The 15771-nt window shown below is 70.1% G+C and carries 15 protein-coding genes; 5 read left to right on the top strand and 10 right to left on the bottom strand.

Annotation, left to right across the window (positions count from 1 at the left end):
- Positions 1-38 precede the first annotated feature (38 nt).
- The gene (locus BLR21_RS18070) at positions 39-899 is read right to left on the bottom strand and encodes a patatin-like phospholipase family protein (protein WP_256334757.1); all 861 of its coding nucleotides are present in this window, start codon (positions 897-899) and stop codon (positions 39-41) included.
- Between the two features lie 45 nt (positions 900-944).
- A complete protein-coding gene (locus BLR21_RS18065) occupies positions 945-2042 on the bottom strand; it encodes an alkaline phosphatase family protein (protein WP_090006987.1) in 1098 nt (365 codons plus the stop codon).
- Positions 2043-2091: 49 nt separating this feature from the next.
- Here BLR21_RS18065 and BLR21_RS18060 point away from each other — a divergent pair, with 49 nt between their 5' ends.
- Positions 2092-4419, top strand: a complete 2328-nt coding sequence (locus BLR21_RS18060; protein WP_256334756.1) for a Tex family protein — start codon at positions 2092-2094, stop codon at positions 4417-4419.
- A gap of 54 nt (positions 4420-4473) precedes the next feature.
- Here BLR21_RS18060 and BLR21_RS18055 read toward each other — a convergent pair whose 3' ends face one another.
- The gene (locus tag BLR21_RS18055; protein ID WP_176929681.1) at positions 4474-5712 is read right to left on the bottom strand and encodes an ABC transporter substrate-binding protein; all 1239 of its coding nucleotides are present in this window, start codon (positions 5710-5712) and stop codon (positions 4474-4476) included.
- 204 nt (positions 5713-5916) lie between these two features.
- On the opposite strand from BLR21_RS18055, the gene BLR21_RS18050 reads away from it, so the two are divergent.
- Both BLR21_RS18050 and BLR21_RS18045 read left to right on the top strand, forming a co-directional pair.
- Positions 5917-6780, top strand: coding sequence for an NAD-dependent epimerase/dehydratase family protein (locus BLR21_RS18050; protein WP_090006984.1), 864 nt, complete (start codon positions 5917-5919; stop codon positions 6778-6780).
- On the top strand, positions 6777-8315 hold the full coding sequence (locus BLR21_RS18045) for a phytoene desaturase family protein (protein WP_090006983.1): 1539 nt from the start codon (positions 6777-6779) through the stop codon (positions 8313-8315). Before BLR21_RS18050 ends, BLR21_RS18045 begins: the two co-directional genes overlap by 4 nt.
- A gap of 13 nt (positions 8316-8328) precedes the next feature.
- Here the strand turns inward: BLR21_RS18045 and BLR21_RS18040 are convergent, their stop codons facing one another.
- The 3 genes from BLR21_RS18040 to BLR21_RS18030 form a co-directional block, all read right to left on the bottom strand.
- Positions 8329-8778: an SRPBCC family protein gene (locus tag BLR21_RS18040; RefSeq protein WP_090006982.1), complete on the bottom strand. Its 450-nt coding sequence runs from the start codon at positions 8776-8778 to the stop codon at positions 8329-8331.
- A 21-nt stretch (positions 8779-8799) separates the two neighbouring features.
- Positions 8800-9429 (bottom strand): SNIPE associated domain-containing protein, encoded by a 630-nt coding sequence (locus BLR21_RS18035; protein WP_176929680.1) that lies wholly within the window; start codon positions 9427-9429, stop codon positions 8800-8802.
- Between the two features lie 75 nt (positions 9430-9504).
- Entirely contained in the window at positions 9505-10263 is a 759-nt protein-coding gene (locus tag BLR21_RS18030) for an LLM class flavin-dependent oxidoreductase (RefSeq protein WP_090006980.1), read from the bottom strand.
- A gap of 148 nt (positions 10264-10411) precedes the next feature.
- Here BLR21_RS18030 and BLR21_RS18025 point away from each other — a divergent pair, with 148 nt between their 5' ends.
- A complete protein-coding gene (locus tag BLR21_RS18025) occupies positions 10412-10963 on the top strand; it encodes an NlpC/P60 family protein (RefSeq protein WP_090006979.1) in 552 nt (183 codons plus the stop codon).
- Here the strand turns inward: BLR21_RS18025 and BLR21_RS18020 are convergent.
- Positions 10953-13787 (bottom strand): AfsR/SARP family transcriptional regulator, encoded by a 2835-nt coding sequence (locus BLR21_RS18020; protein WP_090006978.1) that lies wholly within the window; start codon positions 13785-13787, stop codon positions 10953-10955. The two genes, BLR21_RS18025 and BLR21_RS18020, sit on opposite strands and share 11 nt — an antisense overlap.
- A gap of 193 nt (positions 13788-13980) precedes the next feature.
- Positions 13981-14475: a G/U mismatch-specific DNA glycosylase gene (gene mug / locus BLR21_RS18015; protein WP_256334755.1), complete on the bottom strand. Its 495-nt coding sequence runs from the start codon at positions 14473-14475 to the stop codon at positions 13981-13983.
- A gap of 38 nt (positions 14476-14513) precedes the next feature.
- On the opposite strand from mug, the gene BLR21_RS18010 reads away from it, so the two are divergent.
- Positions 14514-14975, top strand: a complete 462-nt coding sequence (locus tag BLR21_RS18010; RefSeq protein WP_090006976.1) for an HAD domain-containing protein — start codon at positions 14514-14516, stop codon at positions 14973-14975.
- Here the strand turns inward: BLR21_RS18010 and BLR21_RS18005 are convergent.
- Positions 14972-15283, bottom strand: a complete 312-nt coding sequence (locus BLR21_RS18005) for a sunset domain-containing protein (protein ID WP_090006975.1) — start codon at positions 15281-15283, stop codon at positions 14972-14974. The two genes, BLR21_RS18010 and BLR21_RS18005, sit on opposite strands and share 4 nt — an antisense overlap.
- A 10-nt stretch (positions 15284-15293) precedes the next feature.
- Positions 15294-15752, bottom strand: a complete 459-nt coding sequence (locus tag BLR21_RS18000) for a hypothetical protein (RefSeq protein ID WP_090006974.1) — start codon at positions 15750-15752, stop codon at positions 15294-15296.
- Positions 15753-15771 lie beyond the last annotated feature (19 nt).

The raw sequence follows: 15771 nt of genomic DNA, 5'->3' as shown, positions 1-15771 counted from the left end.
CCAACCAGTATGCGGACGGACGGCCGGGCGCGGGCCTGCTAACCGTGTGACGGATGTCCGTAGAGCCCCACGCCGGCAACCTCCAGCGTCGCGAGGAACGTGGCCGAGGCCTGATAGGAGGCCTCGACCAGTTCCGCGGTGTGCGAGAAGTCCAGCGGCGTCACGGCCTGCACGGGCGGGCCCGGCAGGTAGAGCACCGGAGCGCTCTGCGAGGCGAGCTCCACCTCCAGCACGGCCTGGTTGCGCATGCCCAGGGTCGCCCAGAACAGCAGGGTCTCGGCGAGCGTCTCCGGCACAGTAGGCAGGTGGCCGGGGAACGCGCAGTCCAGCACCACCAACGACTTCGCGCCCATCGCCAGCGCCTGCCGGATCGGCACGTTCGCCAGCACGCCGCCGTCGTAGAGCACCTGGTCGCCGATGCGCACCGGCGGGTAGACGCCCGGAATCGCCGCGCTGGCGAGGATCGCGGGGACCAGCTCGCCCTCGGTGATGTTCACGGCCTCGCCGGTCACGCCGTTCACCGACACCGCGCCGAACGGCAGCGCGAGGTCCTCAAAGGACGAGCAGCCGCCGAGGCCCTCGGCCAGCACGTGCGCGAGGCCGGTGTTCGGGAAGAGGTAGGTCTTGTTGGTGCGCAACGACCTCAGCTGCGCGATCGGCCCGCCCGGGAACACCCGCTGGCGCGTCATGCCCTCCCACAGCACGCCCAGCCGCTCGGCCGCCTTGTCGGGGTCCAGCGCGAGCAGCGAGCCGTTGACCGAACCGACCGAGGTGCCGGCGACGAGGTCCGGCCGGACGCCGTGCTCGCGCAGGGCGCGCAGCATGCCGACCTGCGCGGCGCCGAGGCTTCCCCCGCCTCCGAGCACGAACCCGACTGGTCCTGGCAGTTCGATCGTCACGTCCGGTGATCCTTAAGTGCGGCAACGGAAAAGGCTGACTTCAACCTACACTGAAGGTACTGAGTGAACGAGCAACGGGATCGCCAGTTCCGCGCGGGTGCGTGCCCCGTGGAACCCGGTGAGGCTGCTCAGCACCGGTTCCGCCTGACTGCGCACCACCACGTGGGCGTCCTTCATCGCCACCACGACGTCACCGATGCGGTCGGCGGCGAGAGGGCTGACCGGGCCGAACCACCCGGCGTCCACCGCCTCGTCCCTCGTCAGCACGTCCGCGCGGTCACCGAGGAACTCCCGCCACACGGACAGCACCTCGTCGCTCTCGGTGTGCAGGTAACGCACCCGCGGCTCACCGGCGATCACCCGGACTCCCTGCCACAGCAGCGGTTCCGTGTCGAAGTCGATCCGCTCGCCCGCGGTGACCATGCCGTGGTCCGCCGTGACGGCGAGCAGCGAGCCGGCGGGCATGCGCGAGGCGATCCGGGCGGCCAGCGTGTCCACGAACTCCAGCTGCAGCAACCACTCCTCGGAGCCCGGCCCGTAGATGTGCCCGATCGTGTCGAGGTCGGCGTGGTAGGCGTAGCAGAACGACCGGTCCTGCTCGACGGCCGCCACCGCGCCCAGCGCCAGGTCGCCGAACCCGGCGGCGCCGCGGAACCACGAACCGCGCAGCACCGCCCGCGTCAGGCCGGAGGACCGCTGGAGCAACGGCGCGACCGTGCTGACCGCGACCCCGGCGGCCGCCGCGCGCTCGAACAGCGTCGGGTGCGGCTGCACGACCTCCGGCACGAGCGTCCTGCGCAGGTCGTGGTCGCGTTCGCTCGCCCGCGTCCAGGTCAGCGAGTTGAGCACCTCGTCCCCGACCTCGAACGTGTACCCGACGATGCCGTGCTCACCGGACTGCAGCCCGGTGCCGATCGAGGCGAGGCTCGTGGCCGTCGAGGACGGGAACCCGGCATCGATCGCGCGGTCCGGCAGCGAGGACAGGAACGGCGCGTGCGAGGCGTGCGCGCGCAGCAGCTCGTGGCCCAGACCGTCGACGAGCAGCAGTACGACACGCCGGGCCCGTGGCAGGCCGAGCGTGTTGTCGGCACCCGGCACGTCCAGGCCCGACAGCAGTGATGGGACGACCTCGGCGATGGTCATGCAGGACACCGTGCCACGCCGGATCGGACAACGGGCAGAATGGCGCGCTGTGACAACGCTCATCCACCAGAAGATCGCTGACGAGCTCGGAGTGGCCGCAGGCCAGGTCGGCTCTGCTGTCGAACTGCTCGACGGTGGCGCGACCGTCCCGTTCGTCGCCCGCTACCGCAAGGAGGCGACCGGCGGTCTCGACGACGCCCAGCTGCGCACGCTCGAGGAACGCCTCGGGTACCTGCGCGAACTGGAAGAGCGCCGCGCGGCCGTCCTCAACTCCATTCGCGAGCAGGGCAAGCTCAACGACACACTCGAAGCGCAGATCCTCGCCGCCGACTCCAAGGCGCGGCTCGAGGATCTCTACCTGCCCTACAAGCAGAAGCGCCGCACGAAGGCCCAGATCGCGAAGGAGGCCGGTCTCGAACCGCTGGCCGACGCGCTTCTGGGTGATCCCGGGCTGAACCCGCAGGAGGAGGCCGCGAAGTTCGTCGACCCCGCGAAGGAGGTCGCGGACGCCGCGGCAGCCCTGCAGGGCGCGCGGTCGATCCTGGTCGAGCGGTTCGGCGAGGACAGCGACCTGATCGGCGACCTGCGCGAGCAGATGTGGACGCGCGGCCGCGTGGTCTCCAAGGTCCGCGAGGGCAAGGAGACCGAGGGCGCCAAGTTCTCCGACTACTTCGAGTTCGACGAGCCCTTCGCGAAGCTGCCGTCGCACCGCATCCTGGCGCTGTTCCGCGGCGAGAAGGAGGAGGTCCTCGACCTCGTCCTGGAGCCGGAGGAGCCGCGTGAGGAGGGTCCCTCGACGTTCGAGGTGCGCATCGCCTCCCGCTTCGGCATCGACGACCGGGGCCGTCCCGGCGACAAGTGGCTGACCGACACCGTCCGCTGGGCATGGCGGACCCGGATCCTCGTGCACCTGGGCATCGACCTGCGCGGCCGGCTGCGCTCGTTCGCCGAGGACGAGGCCGTGAAGATCTTCGCCTCGAACCTGCGCGACCTGCTGCTGGCCGCACCGGCCGGCACGCGCGCCACGATGGGCCTCGACCCCGGCTACCGCACGGGCGTGAAGGTCGCGATCGTCGACGCCACCGGCAAGGTCGTCGCGCACGGCGTCATCCAGCCGCACGTGCCCGCGAACCGCTGGGACGAGTCGATCGCGAAGCTCGCGGTGTGGGCCAAGCAGCACAGCGTCGACCTGATCGCGATCGGCAACGGCACGGCCTCGCGCGAGACCGACAAGCTGGCCGCCGACCTGATCAAGCGCCACCCCGAGCTCGGCCTGACCAAGATCGTGGTGTCCGAGGCGGGCGCTTCGGTGTACTCGGCCTCGGCCTACGCGTCGTCGGAACTGCCCGAGCTGGACGTGTCGATCCGCGGCGCGGTGTCGATCGCCCGCCGTCTGCAGGACCCCCTGGCCGAGCTGGTGAAGATCGACCCGAAGTCGATCGGTGTCGGCCAGTACCAGCACGACCTCGCGGAGTCGAAGCTCTCGCGGTCGCTGGACGCGGTGGTCGAGGACTGTGTGAACGCGGTCGGCGTCGACCTGAACACCGCCTCGGTGCCGCTGCTGAGCCGCGTCTCCGGCATCACCGCCGGTCTCGCGGAGAACATCGTGCTGCACCGCGACGCCAACGGTCCGTTCAAGTCCCGCAAGGCGTTGAAGGACGTGACGCGGCTCGGCCCGAAGGCGTTCGAGCAGTGCGCGGGCTTCCTCAAGATCCGCGGTGGCGACGAGCCGCTGGACGCCTCCTCGGTGCACCCCGAGGCGTACCCGGTCGTGCGGAAGATGCAGATCGAGGCGGGCGCCGAGCTGATCGGCAACCCGGCCGTGCTGACGAAGCTGCGGCCGGAGAAGTTCGTGGACGAGCAGTTCGGTCTGCCGACCGTCACGGACATCCTGCGCGAGCTGGAGAAGCCCGGCCGCGACCCGCGCCCGGCGTTCAAGACGGCGACGTTCGCGGACGGCGTCGAGAAGATCGCCGACCTCAAGCCCGGCATGGTGCTGGAGGGCGTCGTGACGAACGTGGCCGCGTTCGGCGCGTTCGTGGACATCGGCGTGCACCAGGACGGTCTGGTGCACATCTCCGCCCTGTCCAACACCTACGTGAAGGACCCGCGCGACGTCGTGAAGTCCGGTGACGTGGTGCGGGTGAAGGTGCTGGAGGTGGACGAGGCCCGCAAGCGCATCGGCCTGACGCTGCGCCTGACCGACGAGCCGGGCAAGCCCGCTCCGAAGCAGCAGGGCGGCGGTGGCCGTGACCGCGGCGGTCGTCCGCAGCAGCGCGGCGGGCAGCCTCAGCGCGGCGGCCAGCAGCGCACCGCCGCGCCGCCCGCGAGCGGCTCGATGGCGGAAGCGCTCCGCAAGGCCGGCTTCGGCAAGTAGGACAAGAGAAATGGCTCCTCCCGAAGCCGGGAGGAGCCATTTCTCATTTGGTCGCTACTTGGCGCGGGTGCCCTTGATCTTCACCAGCTCCGACTCGAACAGTTCCTCGACGGTCGTGAGACCGCCGGGCACCTTCGAGTCGACCTTGGTGACGTACGACTGCGTCGCGGACGGCCGCCCGACGAGCGAGTAGTGCAGCGCGCTGGTCAGGCCCTGGGTGTCCAGGTTGTTGGTGTTGTGGAACGCCTTCAGCACGCCGTCCCGCGTGAGGTCGCCCTCCTGGCAGGCCTTCTCCACGACGGACAGGAACACCTTCGCGACGGTGTAGCCGTGGTCGACGTAGATCGCGGGCTTGTCGTTCGGGTAGTACTTGTTGAACGCCGCCGCCACTTCGCGCGGGCCGGGCTGCGTGCCGGTGAACGGCGCCACCGACGTCACCACGGACACCTGCTTCTCGACGGCCGGGCCGACCGGCGAGTCGAGGATCGCGGTGTCGAAGCCGACCACGTTGACCATGAACGGCACCTCCCACTTCAGCGCCGCGGCCACGCCGACGGCGGCGGCGGTCTGGGCGGGGGTGGTGCTGAGCACGACGGCCTTGGCGCCCGCGGCCTTGAGCGCGCCGATCTGCTGCGCGAGGTCGGCCGTGGTCTCGCCGATCGGCTGCTCGGCGATCCTCATGTTCCACTGCGTGCCGACGAACCGGCTGCCCTCCACGGCGTTGTCGCCGTAGCTGCCCTGGACGTAGACGTGGCCGACGGTGTCGCCGTCCTTGATCACGCCCTTGCGCTTGTAGTGGTCGAGCCCGTTGATGACGTCGAGGTCGTACGTGGTGCCGACGATCATCATGTGCGGGTTGCCGAGCAGGGACGCGGCCCACGACGCGGGAGCGGTCAGCGTGCGGGTCTGCATGATGTCGGGCTCGATCGCGGCGGTCATCGGCGTGCCCGCGAGCTCCAGCAGGCCGAGGACCTGCGGCTCCAGGTCGAAGTAGGCGTCGAGCGCCTTCTGCACGTCGTACGCGTGGTCCTTCAGCTTGAGCTCGACCCGGCGGCCGCAGATGCCGCCGCGGTCGTTGACCTGCTTCAGGTACAGCTCGTAGCCCTTCATGCGGGTCAGCGCGGAGGCTTTGAACGGGCCTGTCATGTCCGTGAGGATGCCGAGCGAGATCGTGTCGCCGGTAACGCCCGGACCGGTCTTGACCTGGGCCTTCTCGTCTGTCTTGGCACCGCAGCCGGCCACCAGGACGGCGAGCGCCAAAGCGGCGGTGGGCAGTACACGGCGAAGGGGCATGCAGGGTCCTTGTCCGGAAGATCGAGCCATACTAAGCGGTAGCTCAGTATTGGGCGGAGGCCTACATAATGGCCCCTTATGTGCTACGGAACACAGGCTCGTTAGGTTCATGTGACTACCGCTCGACTACGGAGTGTGCTAGCTCTTCGGTACCGAACGAAATGAGATACGCGTGGTCGGTCACATCGCGGGTATCCGGTCAGGGTGAAAATCGTCGTCACCGGCGCGTCCGGCAATGTCGGCACCGCGCTGCGCCGCCACTTGGACTTCGAGGACGCCGATGTCGATGTGCGCGCACTCTCGTCCCTGTGCGACGCGTTCCGGGGTGCCGACGTCGTGGTGCACCTCGCGTGGGCCATCAAGCCGACGAATTACGAGACGAACGTCGACGGCACCGAACACGTGCTCGCCGCGTGCGCCAAAGAAGCGGTCGGTCACCTCGTCCTCGCCTCTTCGGTCGCGGCCTACGGCCCGGCGGAACGCTGGTCGAGGGTCGACGAGTCGTGGGCGTTGACGGGCATCGCCGGCAGCACGTACAGCGCGCACAAGGTGCGGCTGGAGAAGATGGTCCAGCGCTATCCGTTGCCGTGCACGGTGATCCGGCCGTGCGGCATCGGGCAGGCGTCCGCCGCCGAGAAGATCCGCCGCTGGCTGCTCAGCCCGTTGCTCCCGCCGGGGCTGCTGCCGTACCTGCCGATCCCGCTGTGGAACGACCTGCGCCTGCAGCTCGTGCACGCGGACGACGTGGCGCGCGCGATCGTCGAGATCATCCGCCGCACCGCGCTGGGCGCCTTCAACCTCGCCGCCGAACCGGTGCTGACCGCGCCGATGATCGCCGACCGTGTCGGCGCCGTCCGGTTGCCGGTGCCGTACCCGGTGATCAAGAAGCTCGCGGGCGCCACGGCACGGCTCGGGCTGCAGCCCCTGACGCCCGAGTGGGTCCAGGTGGCCGATCAGGCACCTCTCGTGCACACCACACGAGCACATGAAGATCTGGAATGGTGGCCCGAACACGACGCGCGTGATGTGCTGCGCGAGGTCATCGCTGCAATGGGAGGGCGTGCGTGAACGAGGTTGACGCGGTCGTCATCGGCTCCGGCCCGAACGGGCTGGTCGCCGCGACCCTGCTGGCGGACGCGGGCTGGGACGTGGTCGTGCTGGAGCAGCGCGAGAAGGCCGGTGGCGCCGTGACATCGGCCGAGATCACGGCTCCAGGCTTTACGAACGACGTCTACAGCGCGTTCTACCCCCTCGGTCTCGGTTCGCCCGTCATCGGCGCGTTGAACCTCGACGTGCAGTGGCAACACGCACCCGCCGTGCTGGCCCATGTGCTGCCGGACGACCGGGTCGCGCTCCTCTCTCGTGACGTGGACGTCACCGCGAAGTCCGTCGGCTCCTTCGCTCATGCGGATGCCGAGGCCTGGCAGTCCGAGTACGCCCGTTGGCAGCAGGTGCGCGGCGCCGTACTGGACAGCCTGCTTCGGCCCTTCCCGCCTGTGCGCGGCGGTCTGTCGTTACTCAGGACGCTGGGCGCCGGTGACGCGCTGCGGCTGACGCGACTGCTGACGCTGCCCGTGCGCCGCCTCGGCGAGGAGCTCTTCGCCGGTGAGGGCGCCCGGTTGTTGCTGGCGGGCAACACGATGCACTCGGACCTCGGCCCGGACCAGGCCGGCGGCGCGGGCTTCGGCTGGCTGCTGGCGATGCTCGCCCAGGACGTCGGCAACCCCGTGCCACGCGGCGGAGCGGGCGAGCTGACCGCGTCCCTGGTCCGCAGGTTCGGCGGACGTATCGAGACCGGCGCTCGCGTCACCGAAGTGCTGCACGCGCGCGGTGTCGCCGTTGGCGTGCGTCTGGCAGATGGTTCCGTTGTGCGCGCACGCCGCGCCGTCCTGGCCGACGTACCCGCGCCCAGCCTCTACCTCGACCTGATCGGCGGCGACGCGCTGCCGGCCAAGCTCGCGGAGGACCTGAAGAGGTTCCAGTGGGACGGCGACACGATCAAGGTCGACTGGGCGCTGTCCGGCCCGATCCCCTGGCGCAACGCGGAAGCCTCGCAGGCGGGCACGATCCACCTCGGCGGCGACGTCAACGGCCTGGCCGGCGTGGCCCACGAACTGGCGTGCGGCAAGGTGCCGCGCAACCCGTTCATGATCCTGGGCCAGATGACGACGACCGACCCGACCCGTTCCCCCGCCGGCACCGAGGCCGCCTGGGCCTACACCCACGTGCCGCTGGGCGGGAACTGGACGCCGGACCGGTTGAAGCGCCGCGCCGACCGCCTGGAGCTGATGATCGAGGAACGCGCGCCCGGCTTCCGCTCGCGCATCCTCGGGCGCTCGGTGCTCGGCCCTGACGACATCGGTTCGGTCAACGGCGGCACGGCGGCGATCCACCAGCAGCTCGTCTTCCGGCCGGTGCCCGGTCTCGGCCGCGCGGACACCCCGTTCGACCGGCTCTACCTCACGGGTTCGTCGGCGTGGCCGGGCGGCGGCGTGCACGGTGCGGCGGGTGCGAACGCGGCACGGGCGGCGCTGGCGCGCTGGGGTGTGGCGGGAGGGCTGTACCGGGCTTTGATCCAGGGAGCCCAGAAAGCCCTCTACTGACGATCTGACCTACCTAGTCAAAGGGTGCTGCACGCCCTTTGGCCAGCGCGTTCAGGCGTTGCAGCGTCTCCTTGTTGCGCGGGGTCAGCATGAGGTCCTGCACGACGTTCGGCAGCACGGCCGACGGACCGCGCACCACGCGCTCGACCATCAGCACCTCGGTGAGCGACTCGGAACGCGGACGCAGCGTGAAGGTGATCCGCGCCGCCCCCGCCGGCCACAGCCGTGCGTCGAGTTCGAGCAGGTGGGACGGCTCGCAGCGGACCACCTCGGTGACGTCCTGGACGACCATCGGCCACGGCCCCACGCTGTGGTGGATGCGCGTGCCCGGCTCGGGCCAGCCGGTGTCCACGTCGCGGATGTGCGACGCGCCCACCACCCAGCCCGCGTACGACCAGCCGTCGGCGAGTACCGCCCACACGGCTTCGAGGGGTGCTTCGACGTTCAGAGAAACCTCGGCCACACCTGACTGGTACCCCGTGAGTCAGGAAGCAATCCGGCGAGTGCGGCGGCTCTCGGCCCTGCGCTGCAGATGATCGGCGGTGAGTTCGAGCTCGTACGCGCGCAAAGCCTGGTAACGCGGCGAGATGCGGAGCGCGAACGTCCCGCTGAGACGGTCGATCGCCGACGCCGAGCGATCGAGCCGCCTCCTCGCCGCGTCCAGGCCACCGGCTCGCAACATGCGCAGGCAGTTCTCGGCCTCGCAGTTGTACGAGCGGAGCATCAGCGCGGACCAGTCCTCGACGAGCCTGCGACCGGTCGCGTCCGATCCGTTGTAGGTGACCTGCCCGCCACCCTCGATCGCCGCGCCGGTCTTGATCAGGGTCTTCATCTCGTCGTGGATGAGGTCCAGCTGCACCTGGTGGTCCGCGGTGGCGTCGGTGCGGAACACGCCTGCACGTTGCAAGGTCAGTTCTTCCTTCAACGGTTGCAGTTCGGCGCGTGCGTTGTTGATCCGGTGCCGCAGCGCTACGAGTTCGGCACCGGCTCTGTCGACCTCTTCCAGCGCCTCGGTCTGCGCCGATCGGGCGTCACCGATCCGGGCGAGGAGTTCCTGCAGGCCTTCCACGGTCCGCTCCAGCTCAGCGATCCGGCGGTCTTTGCGCCCGAGCATGCTTACCTCCCCGATCGGCGACGAAAGGCCCATGACCGTTCCATCGCAAGGAGGAATCCGCCGTTATCTACGACGCTATGCAGTCACTCCATCGAGTGATCCCACGAAACGGACGAACCCTTCCGGGTCCTCGCTCGTGGCGGACTGTTGCAGGATCACGCTGGTAGCGCCCGCCGCGGCCACCGAGGTGACCAGGTCCGTGACGAACGCGCGGTCCCGCGAGTCCGTCTCCACGTAGACGATCACGGGGTGCTCACGCGTGGCGCTGACTGCCCGGACGCGTTCGAGGTCGGCCGACGCGTCGAGGATCGTGCCGTCGCCGACCTCGCCCGCCAGGTCCAGGGTCTTGGCACCCAGCCCGCCCACGTAGACGGGCATCGGCGCGGACGGCGGCCAGTCCAGCGCGACGCCGGTCAGCCGCACGTACCGGCCTTCGACCGTGACCCGCTCACCGGCCAGCAGCGCCTTCAGCGCGTCGGTGTACTCGCGCAGCAACCTCAGCGGCGACGACACCCGCGCGCCGACCTGTCCCATCCAGTCCTGCACGCCGTGGCCGACGCCGATCATGACGCGGCCGGGGAACATCCGGTCGAGCGTCGCCGCCTCCATCGCCGTCAGGGCGACGTTGCGCAACGGCACCGGCAGCAGGCCGACGCCGACCTTCAGCCGCGAGGTCCAGGCCAGGGCCGCCGAGGCGCAGGCGATACCGCTCTCCAGGAAGCAGTCCTCCCACAGCCACAGCGAGTCCACACCGGACTCCTCGGCCGCGAGGACGACGGAACGCAGGTTCTCGGGAGGGAGCTGAGGCCGGTAGACGGCGCCGAGTGTGATCACCCGTCCACTACTACCGGTCCTGCCCCAGATCAGCAACAACCTCCGGAAGGAGCGGTAAAGGAAGGCCTAAATCAGCCTTAGGCCGATCTTTGGCGCCACCGTGGACAGTTCCGGTCATCACCAACCGCAAGTCGATCGGAGCTACACCATGCGCATTCGCCACGCAGTCGCGGCGACCGCGATCTCGCTGGGCCTGCTGGGTGGCCTGAGTGGCATCGCCCAGGCCGCACCGGAGGGTCCTGCCCAGCAGGAGACCGCCATCTCGCAGGTCGAGGCGGCGGCCGGGTACGGCGGTTCGATCAGCCGCACCGAGGTCATCAAGCGCGCCAAGAACTGGTGGGACCGCAAGGTTCCCTACAGCCAGTCCGCCTACGCCTGGGACATCAACAAGGGCAAGAAGTACCGCACGGACTGCTCCGGCTTCGTGTCCATGACGTGGAAGCTCACGACGAGCCGCACCACGTCCACTTTGGACGAGGTCGCCACCAAGATCTCCTGGGCGAACCTCAAGCCGGGCGACATGATCCTGCGCAACGGCCACGTGAAGCTGTTCGAGAAGTGGGCCAACTCGGCGAAGACCTCGGCGTGGATCTACGAACAGGGCAGCACCGCGACGGACATGGACCACGAGACCGTCAGCATCTCCTCGCTGAAGAGCGGTGGCTACGCCCCGTGGAAGTACAAGAAGATCACCGGCTGAGTGCCGGCGGGGCCCATTGAGCCGGCCACTGGCGCACCTCCTCCCTCTCTCTGGTGCCCAGTCGGGTGAACAGGCCGGCGGCCTCGCGCCAGGAGCGGTCCGCGCCTTCGACGTCCCCCAGACTGGCGTGGACCGCTCCCAGGTCCCGGAGCGTCCTGGCCCGCCACAGCGGCAGGGTCAGGTCGTCCCACACCGGCAGCAGGTCGGTCAGCACCACCCGCGCGCCGGCGTGGTCGCCCGCCGCGAGCCGCCACTCCCCCAGCGTGCGGCGCACGAGGGCCTCGCCGAACCGGTCGCCGACGTCACGGCAGCCGTCCAGCGCCTGCTGGATCAGTTCCGCGGCCGGATCGAGAGAACCCTTGCGCAGCAGCACCTTCGCCCACGCCTGCGCGGTGTAGCAGCCGAGCAGGTCGTCGCCGATGCCCGCGACCATCTCGTGGGCGCGCCGGATGTGGTCCTCGGCTTCGTCGAGCTCACCGCGGGCGCGGTGGACCAGCCCGATCCCGCGGGCCGCCAGCGCCTCACCCCGCCGGCTGCGCGCCCGGCGGTAGACGGTCTCGGCGAGCCGCAGCGTGCCGAACGCGCCCTCGTCGTCGCCGAGTTCCCGTTTGACGGAGCCGATTCCGTACAGCGCGTGCGCTTCGCCTTCGGGGTCCTGGGACTCCAGCAGTTCACGGGCCCGGCCGAGGGCCTCCAGCGCGCACGGGTACTCGCCCAGATCGCGGCACACCATGCCGATGCCGTTCATCGCGACGGCCTCGCCGCGCTTGTCGCCCAGGTCCACGAACAGCGTCTGCGCGGTGTCGAACCACGACCGCGCCTGCGCCAGATTGTCGCGCTTGTAGTGCATCTGGCCGAGACTGCACCGCAGCACCGCTTCCAGCCGCACGTCCCCGGTCCTCCACACGGCCTCCAGTGCCGCTGTGTGTGTTCGTTCCCATGCCTCGTAACGGTTCTTGAGCCCGAACCACGCGAACACCAGCACCTCGGCCAGCTGGGACGCGATCTCCGCGAGCCCCAGCTCGGCGGCCCGTTCCACGAGCTTGGTCAGCAACGACTCCTCGCGCGCGAACCAGGCGTCCTTGTCGGTCGGGCGGGCCGCGGAGGTGACGACGCCCAGCGAGTCCTGCATGCGCGGCACGGCCAGGAAGAGCTGCTCGGTCAGCCCGTCCACAGTGGACAGCGCGGCGACCACGGCCCTCCTGACCACGTCCTCGCGTTCCTGCTCCTGGTCCTCCGCCTCGGCGAGCTCGCGGGCGTGCAGCCGCACCAGCTCGTGCATCCGGTACCGCGCGCTGCCGATGACGTCGAGCAGCCGTGCGTCGACGAGCTGGTCGAGCACGTCCTCGTCCAGCAGGTGCGCCCACAGGAAGCTCGGCACCTCGGGCAGCCCGAGGAACCCGAAGATCCGGTACGCGCGGCGGGCGTTCTCGTCGAGCGCCCGGTAGGTCAGCTCCAGCCCGGCCCGCACCGCGAGGTCGTCCGCGACGAGCTCGTCGAGCCGGGACCGTTCGTCGGACAGCCTCCTGACCAGCTTCGACACCGGCCAGTGCGCCCGCCCGGCCAGCCGCGCGCCGGTGATCCGCACCGCGAGCGGCAGGTACCCGCACAGCCGCGCGACCTCCTGGGCCTGGTCGGGCTCCGCGGAGACCCGGTCGTCGCCGAGGATGCGCTGGAGCAGGGTGACGGCCTCGTCGCTGCTCAGCACGTCCAGCGGGACGCGGCGCACGCCTTCGAGCCCGCACAGCCTGCTGCGGCTGGTGATCAGCGTCAGGCAGCCGGGACTGCCCGGCAGCAGCGACCTGACCTGCGAGACGCTCGTGACGCCGTCCAGCACGATCACCACCCGCCGCCCGCTGACCCGCGCGCGCCACAGCGCCGCCCGTTCCTCGACGGACTCCGGGATCCGTTCGCTCGGCACGTCCATCGCGCGCAGCAAGGCGTCCAACGCGCCGGACGGCGAGTGCAGGTCCACGAACAGCTGCCCGTCCGGATACCGGTCGGCCAGCCGGTGCGCCGCGTGCACCGCGAGCGCCGACTTGCCGACACCCGCCGGCCCCTCGATCCACCACACGCCGCCGTCGCCGTCGAGCAGCCTGCCGAGCTCCCGGTCGCGCCCGGTGAAGTCGCCCGCGTCGCGCGGCAGGTAGTTGCGGCGGCTGTCCCGCGACCCCTCCAGGACGTCGCGGTAGAGCTGCTGCAACTGCTCGCCGGGCTCGACCCCGAGCTCCTCGACGAGCACCTTGCGCGTCTCGCGGAACACCCGCATGGCGTCCGCCCGGCGCCCGGTCCTGGCGAGCGCCGTCATGAGCTGCCCGCGCAGCCGTTCGGCCAGCGGGTACTCGGTGACGAACGTGCCGAGCCGGTCGATCAGCCCGGCGTGCCGGCCGAGCGCCAGTTCGGCGTCGACCCACGCCTCGGCGGCCGCGAGCCGTTGCACGTCGAGCGTCTGCGCGAACACCACCGGCGTGCCGCGCCAGAGCTGCAGGGCCTGCCCGAGGAGGTCCGCCTTCACCCTGAGGTCGGCCTCGTCGCCCGCTCTGCTCACGAGCCTGCGGAACGCGTGCAGGTCGACGCTCTCGGGCTCGGCGCTGAGCACGTACCCCGCCGCCCGGTGCTCGACCGGCAGCCCGGCCCGGCGCAGGCTGGAGATGTGCACCTGCAGCGACTTGCGCGCCTGCGGCGGCGGCTCCTCGCCCCAGATGAGGTCGATGAGCCGTTCGACGGGCACGATCTTCCCGCATTCGACAGCCAAGACAGCGAGGACCTGAGCGGGCTTCGGCGGCACCGAAGGCTCGACCGGCCCGAGAATCCTGATCTCCACTGTGCCCCCACCAGTGTTGAAGATTCACCGACTTCTGCACGGCGTTGCCAAATCTTGACGCAGCGCGGCTTTCCGGGGTTCCACTTCTGGGTGAATGCACTCGAACGGACGCAGATCTGGATGCAACCAGACCCCGCCGCACTCCGTCCAGCCCACTTTTAGTGGGCATGAATGTGAACTTTCGTCGCGCTTTCTAGACGCTAGCCTTGAGCCGCTCGAACTCCTCGGCCAGCGCCGGCAACTGCCAGTGCGCGTTCAAGCCGCTCGGATTGGGCAGGATCCACAGCCGCGCACCGCCCACGGTGTCCACCTGCGCCCCCACCTGCGCCTTCTTCCGACCGAAGGCCGCCCGGTACACCGTCACCCCAAGCACCGCGAGAACCTTCGGTGAATACCGCTCGACCTTTTCCGCGAGCTCGATCGCACCTTGCCGCATTTCGTCAATTGTTAATTCGTCGGCCCTGGCACTGGGCCGCGCGACGACGTTCGTGATGCCGAGCCCCAGTTCGAGCAGCTTCTCCTGCTCGGCGGGCGCGAACTGAGACGGAGTGAAACCGGACAAATGAAGTGCGGGCCAGAACCGGTTTCCGGGCCGCGCGAAGTGGTGTCCCGTCGCCTCCGACACGAGGCCCGGGTTGATGCCGCAGAAGAGCACTTCGAGGCCGGGCTTGATCACGTCCGCAATCACGTGGCCAAGCCTACGAGGTTCGTCGTAGGGTGCCCGCCGTGGCCGCGCTCCCGATCCTCTTCCTCGACGTCGACGGTCCGCTGCTCCCGTTCGGCGACGGCGTCGCCGGCACACCGGGTCTCGCCCGCCTCGACCCCGCGCACGGCCCATGGCTCACCGCCCTGCCGTGCGAACTCATCTGGGCCACGACCTGGATGGACGAGGCGAACACGCACATCGCGCCCCTGCTCGGCCTGCCCGCGCTGCCGGTCGCCACCTGGCCGGACGACCCGCACACCGAGGACGCCGACGCGCGCCAGGGCCTGCACTGGAAGACCCGCGGCCTGGTCGCGCTGGCGGGCACCAGGCCGTTCGCCTGGGTGGACGACGAGATCAGCGAGAAGGACCGCGCCTGGGTCGCTCACCATCACCACAGAGCCCTGCTGCACAAGGTGGACCCGCGCGACGGCCTGACCGACGCCGGCTACCTCGAACTCGACGCCTGGCTACGCGCGAACTAGGCGCTGGCCGGCACGCGCGGGCGTGGCGTCCACATCGTGTAGCCCGCCCGGCGGGCGTCCTCCGGCGAGTGGAAGAACGCGTCGCCCTTCATGCGCTTGTAGTAAGGCGATTCGGGGGTGTGGAACATCATCGTGCGCGAGTTCGCCTTGATCGCGGGCGCGGCGGCGGCGGGCTCCTCCATGATCGACAGGGGCTGGACCTCGACGGCCGTGGACTCGCGCGTGCGCATGGTCAGCCAGGTCAGCAGGACGCCGGCGAGAAAGGCGCCCGCGCACAGCAGGAACATCTGGAAGAAGAACCCGAACACCGAACAGCTCCTAGCCCGTAGTCGTGAAGTCCTCGTCGACGCGCAGCCCTGGAGCGGCCGAGCGCAGGGCGTCGCTCAGGGAGCCCGCGCGCTCCGGGTCCGCGACGCGTGCCGACGCGGTCAGGTGTCCTTTGTGGACGACGCCGGTGAAGTCGGTGACGTCGTGGTCGAGCACCGCCGCGAGCAGCGACGCGGCCGCGGCCGGGGAGACGGGCAGGTGCTGGCCCGCGTCGGGGGTGATCGCGTCGGTGATGCGGTGGGCGGCGGTCAGCGTGCGCACGGCGTCCACGACCTCCTGCCGTTCCCCTGCGGAGAACGCCGTGCCCGCCAGCATGACCTCCGACGCCCGTACCGCGAACACCAGCCGACCGGGCGGCACGGCGGGTGCGGGACGCACCGCCACGCCCACCGAGGCGAGCAAGGCCGGCACGACGAATGCGCCGACGACAACGCGTTGCGGCAACTGCACGCGCTTGGACTATCCCATC

The organism is Lentzea albidocapillata subsp. violacea, from assembly GCF_900100275.1.
Classification (GTDB): domain Bacteria; phylum Actinomycetota; class Actinomycetes; order Mycobacteriales; family Pseudonocardiaceae; genus Lentzea; species Lentzea violacea.
This window is presented reverse-complemented; position numbering and strand designations above follow the sequence as displayed.

Bases quoted from the DNA above. Each gene is read 5' to 3' on its own strand.
- BLR21_RS18065 (WP_090006987.1), bottom strand. From the start codon at position 2,042: ATGACCATCGCCGAGGTCGTCCCATCACTGCTGTCGGGCCTGGACGTG.
- BLR21_RS18055 (WP_176929681.1), bottom strand. From the start codon at position 5,712: ATGCCCCTTCGCCGTGTACTGCCCACCGCCGCTTTGGCGCTCGCCGTC.
- BLR21_RS18035 (WP_176929680.1), bottom strand. From the start codon at position 9,429: ATGCTCGGGCGCAAAGACCGCCGGATCGCTGAGCTGGAGCGGACCGTG.
- BLR21_RS18025 (WP_090006979.1), top strand. From the start codon at position 10,412: ATGCGCATTCGCCACGCAGTCGCGGCGACCGCGATCTCGCTGGGCCTG.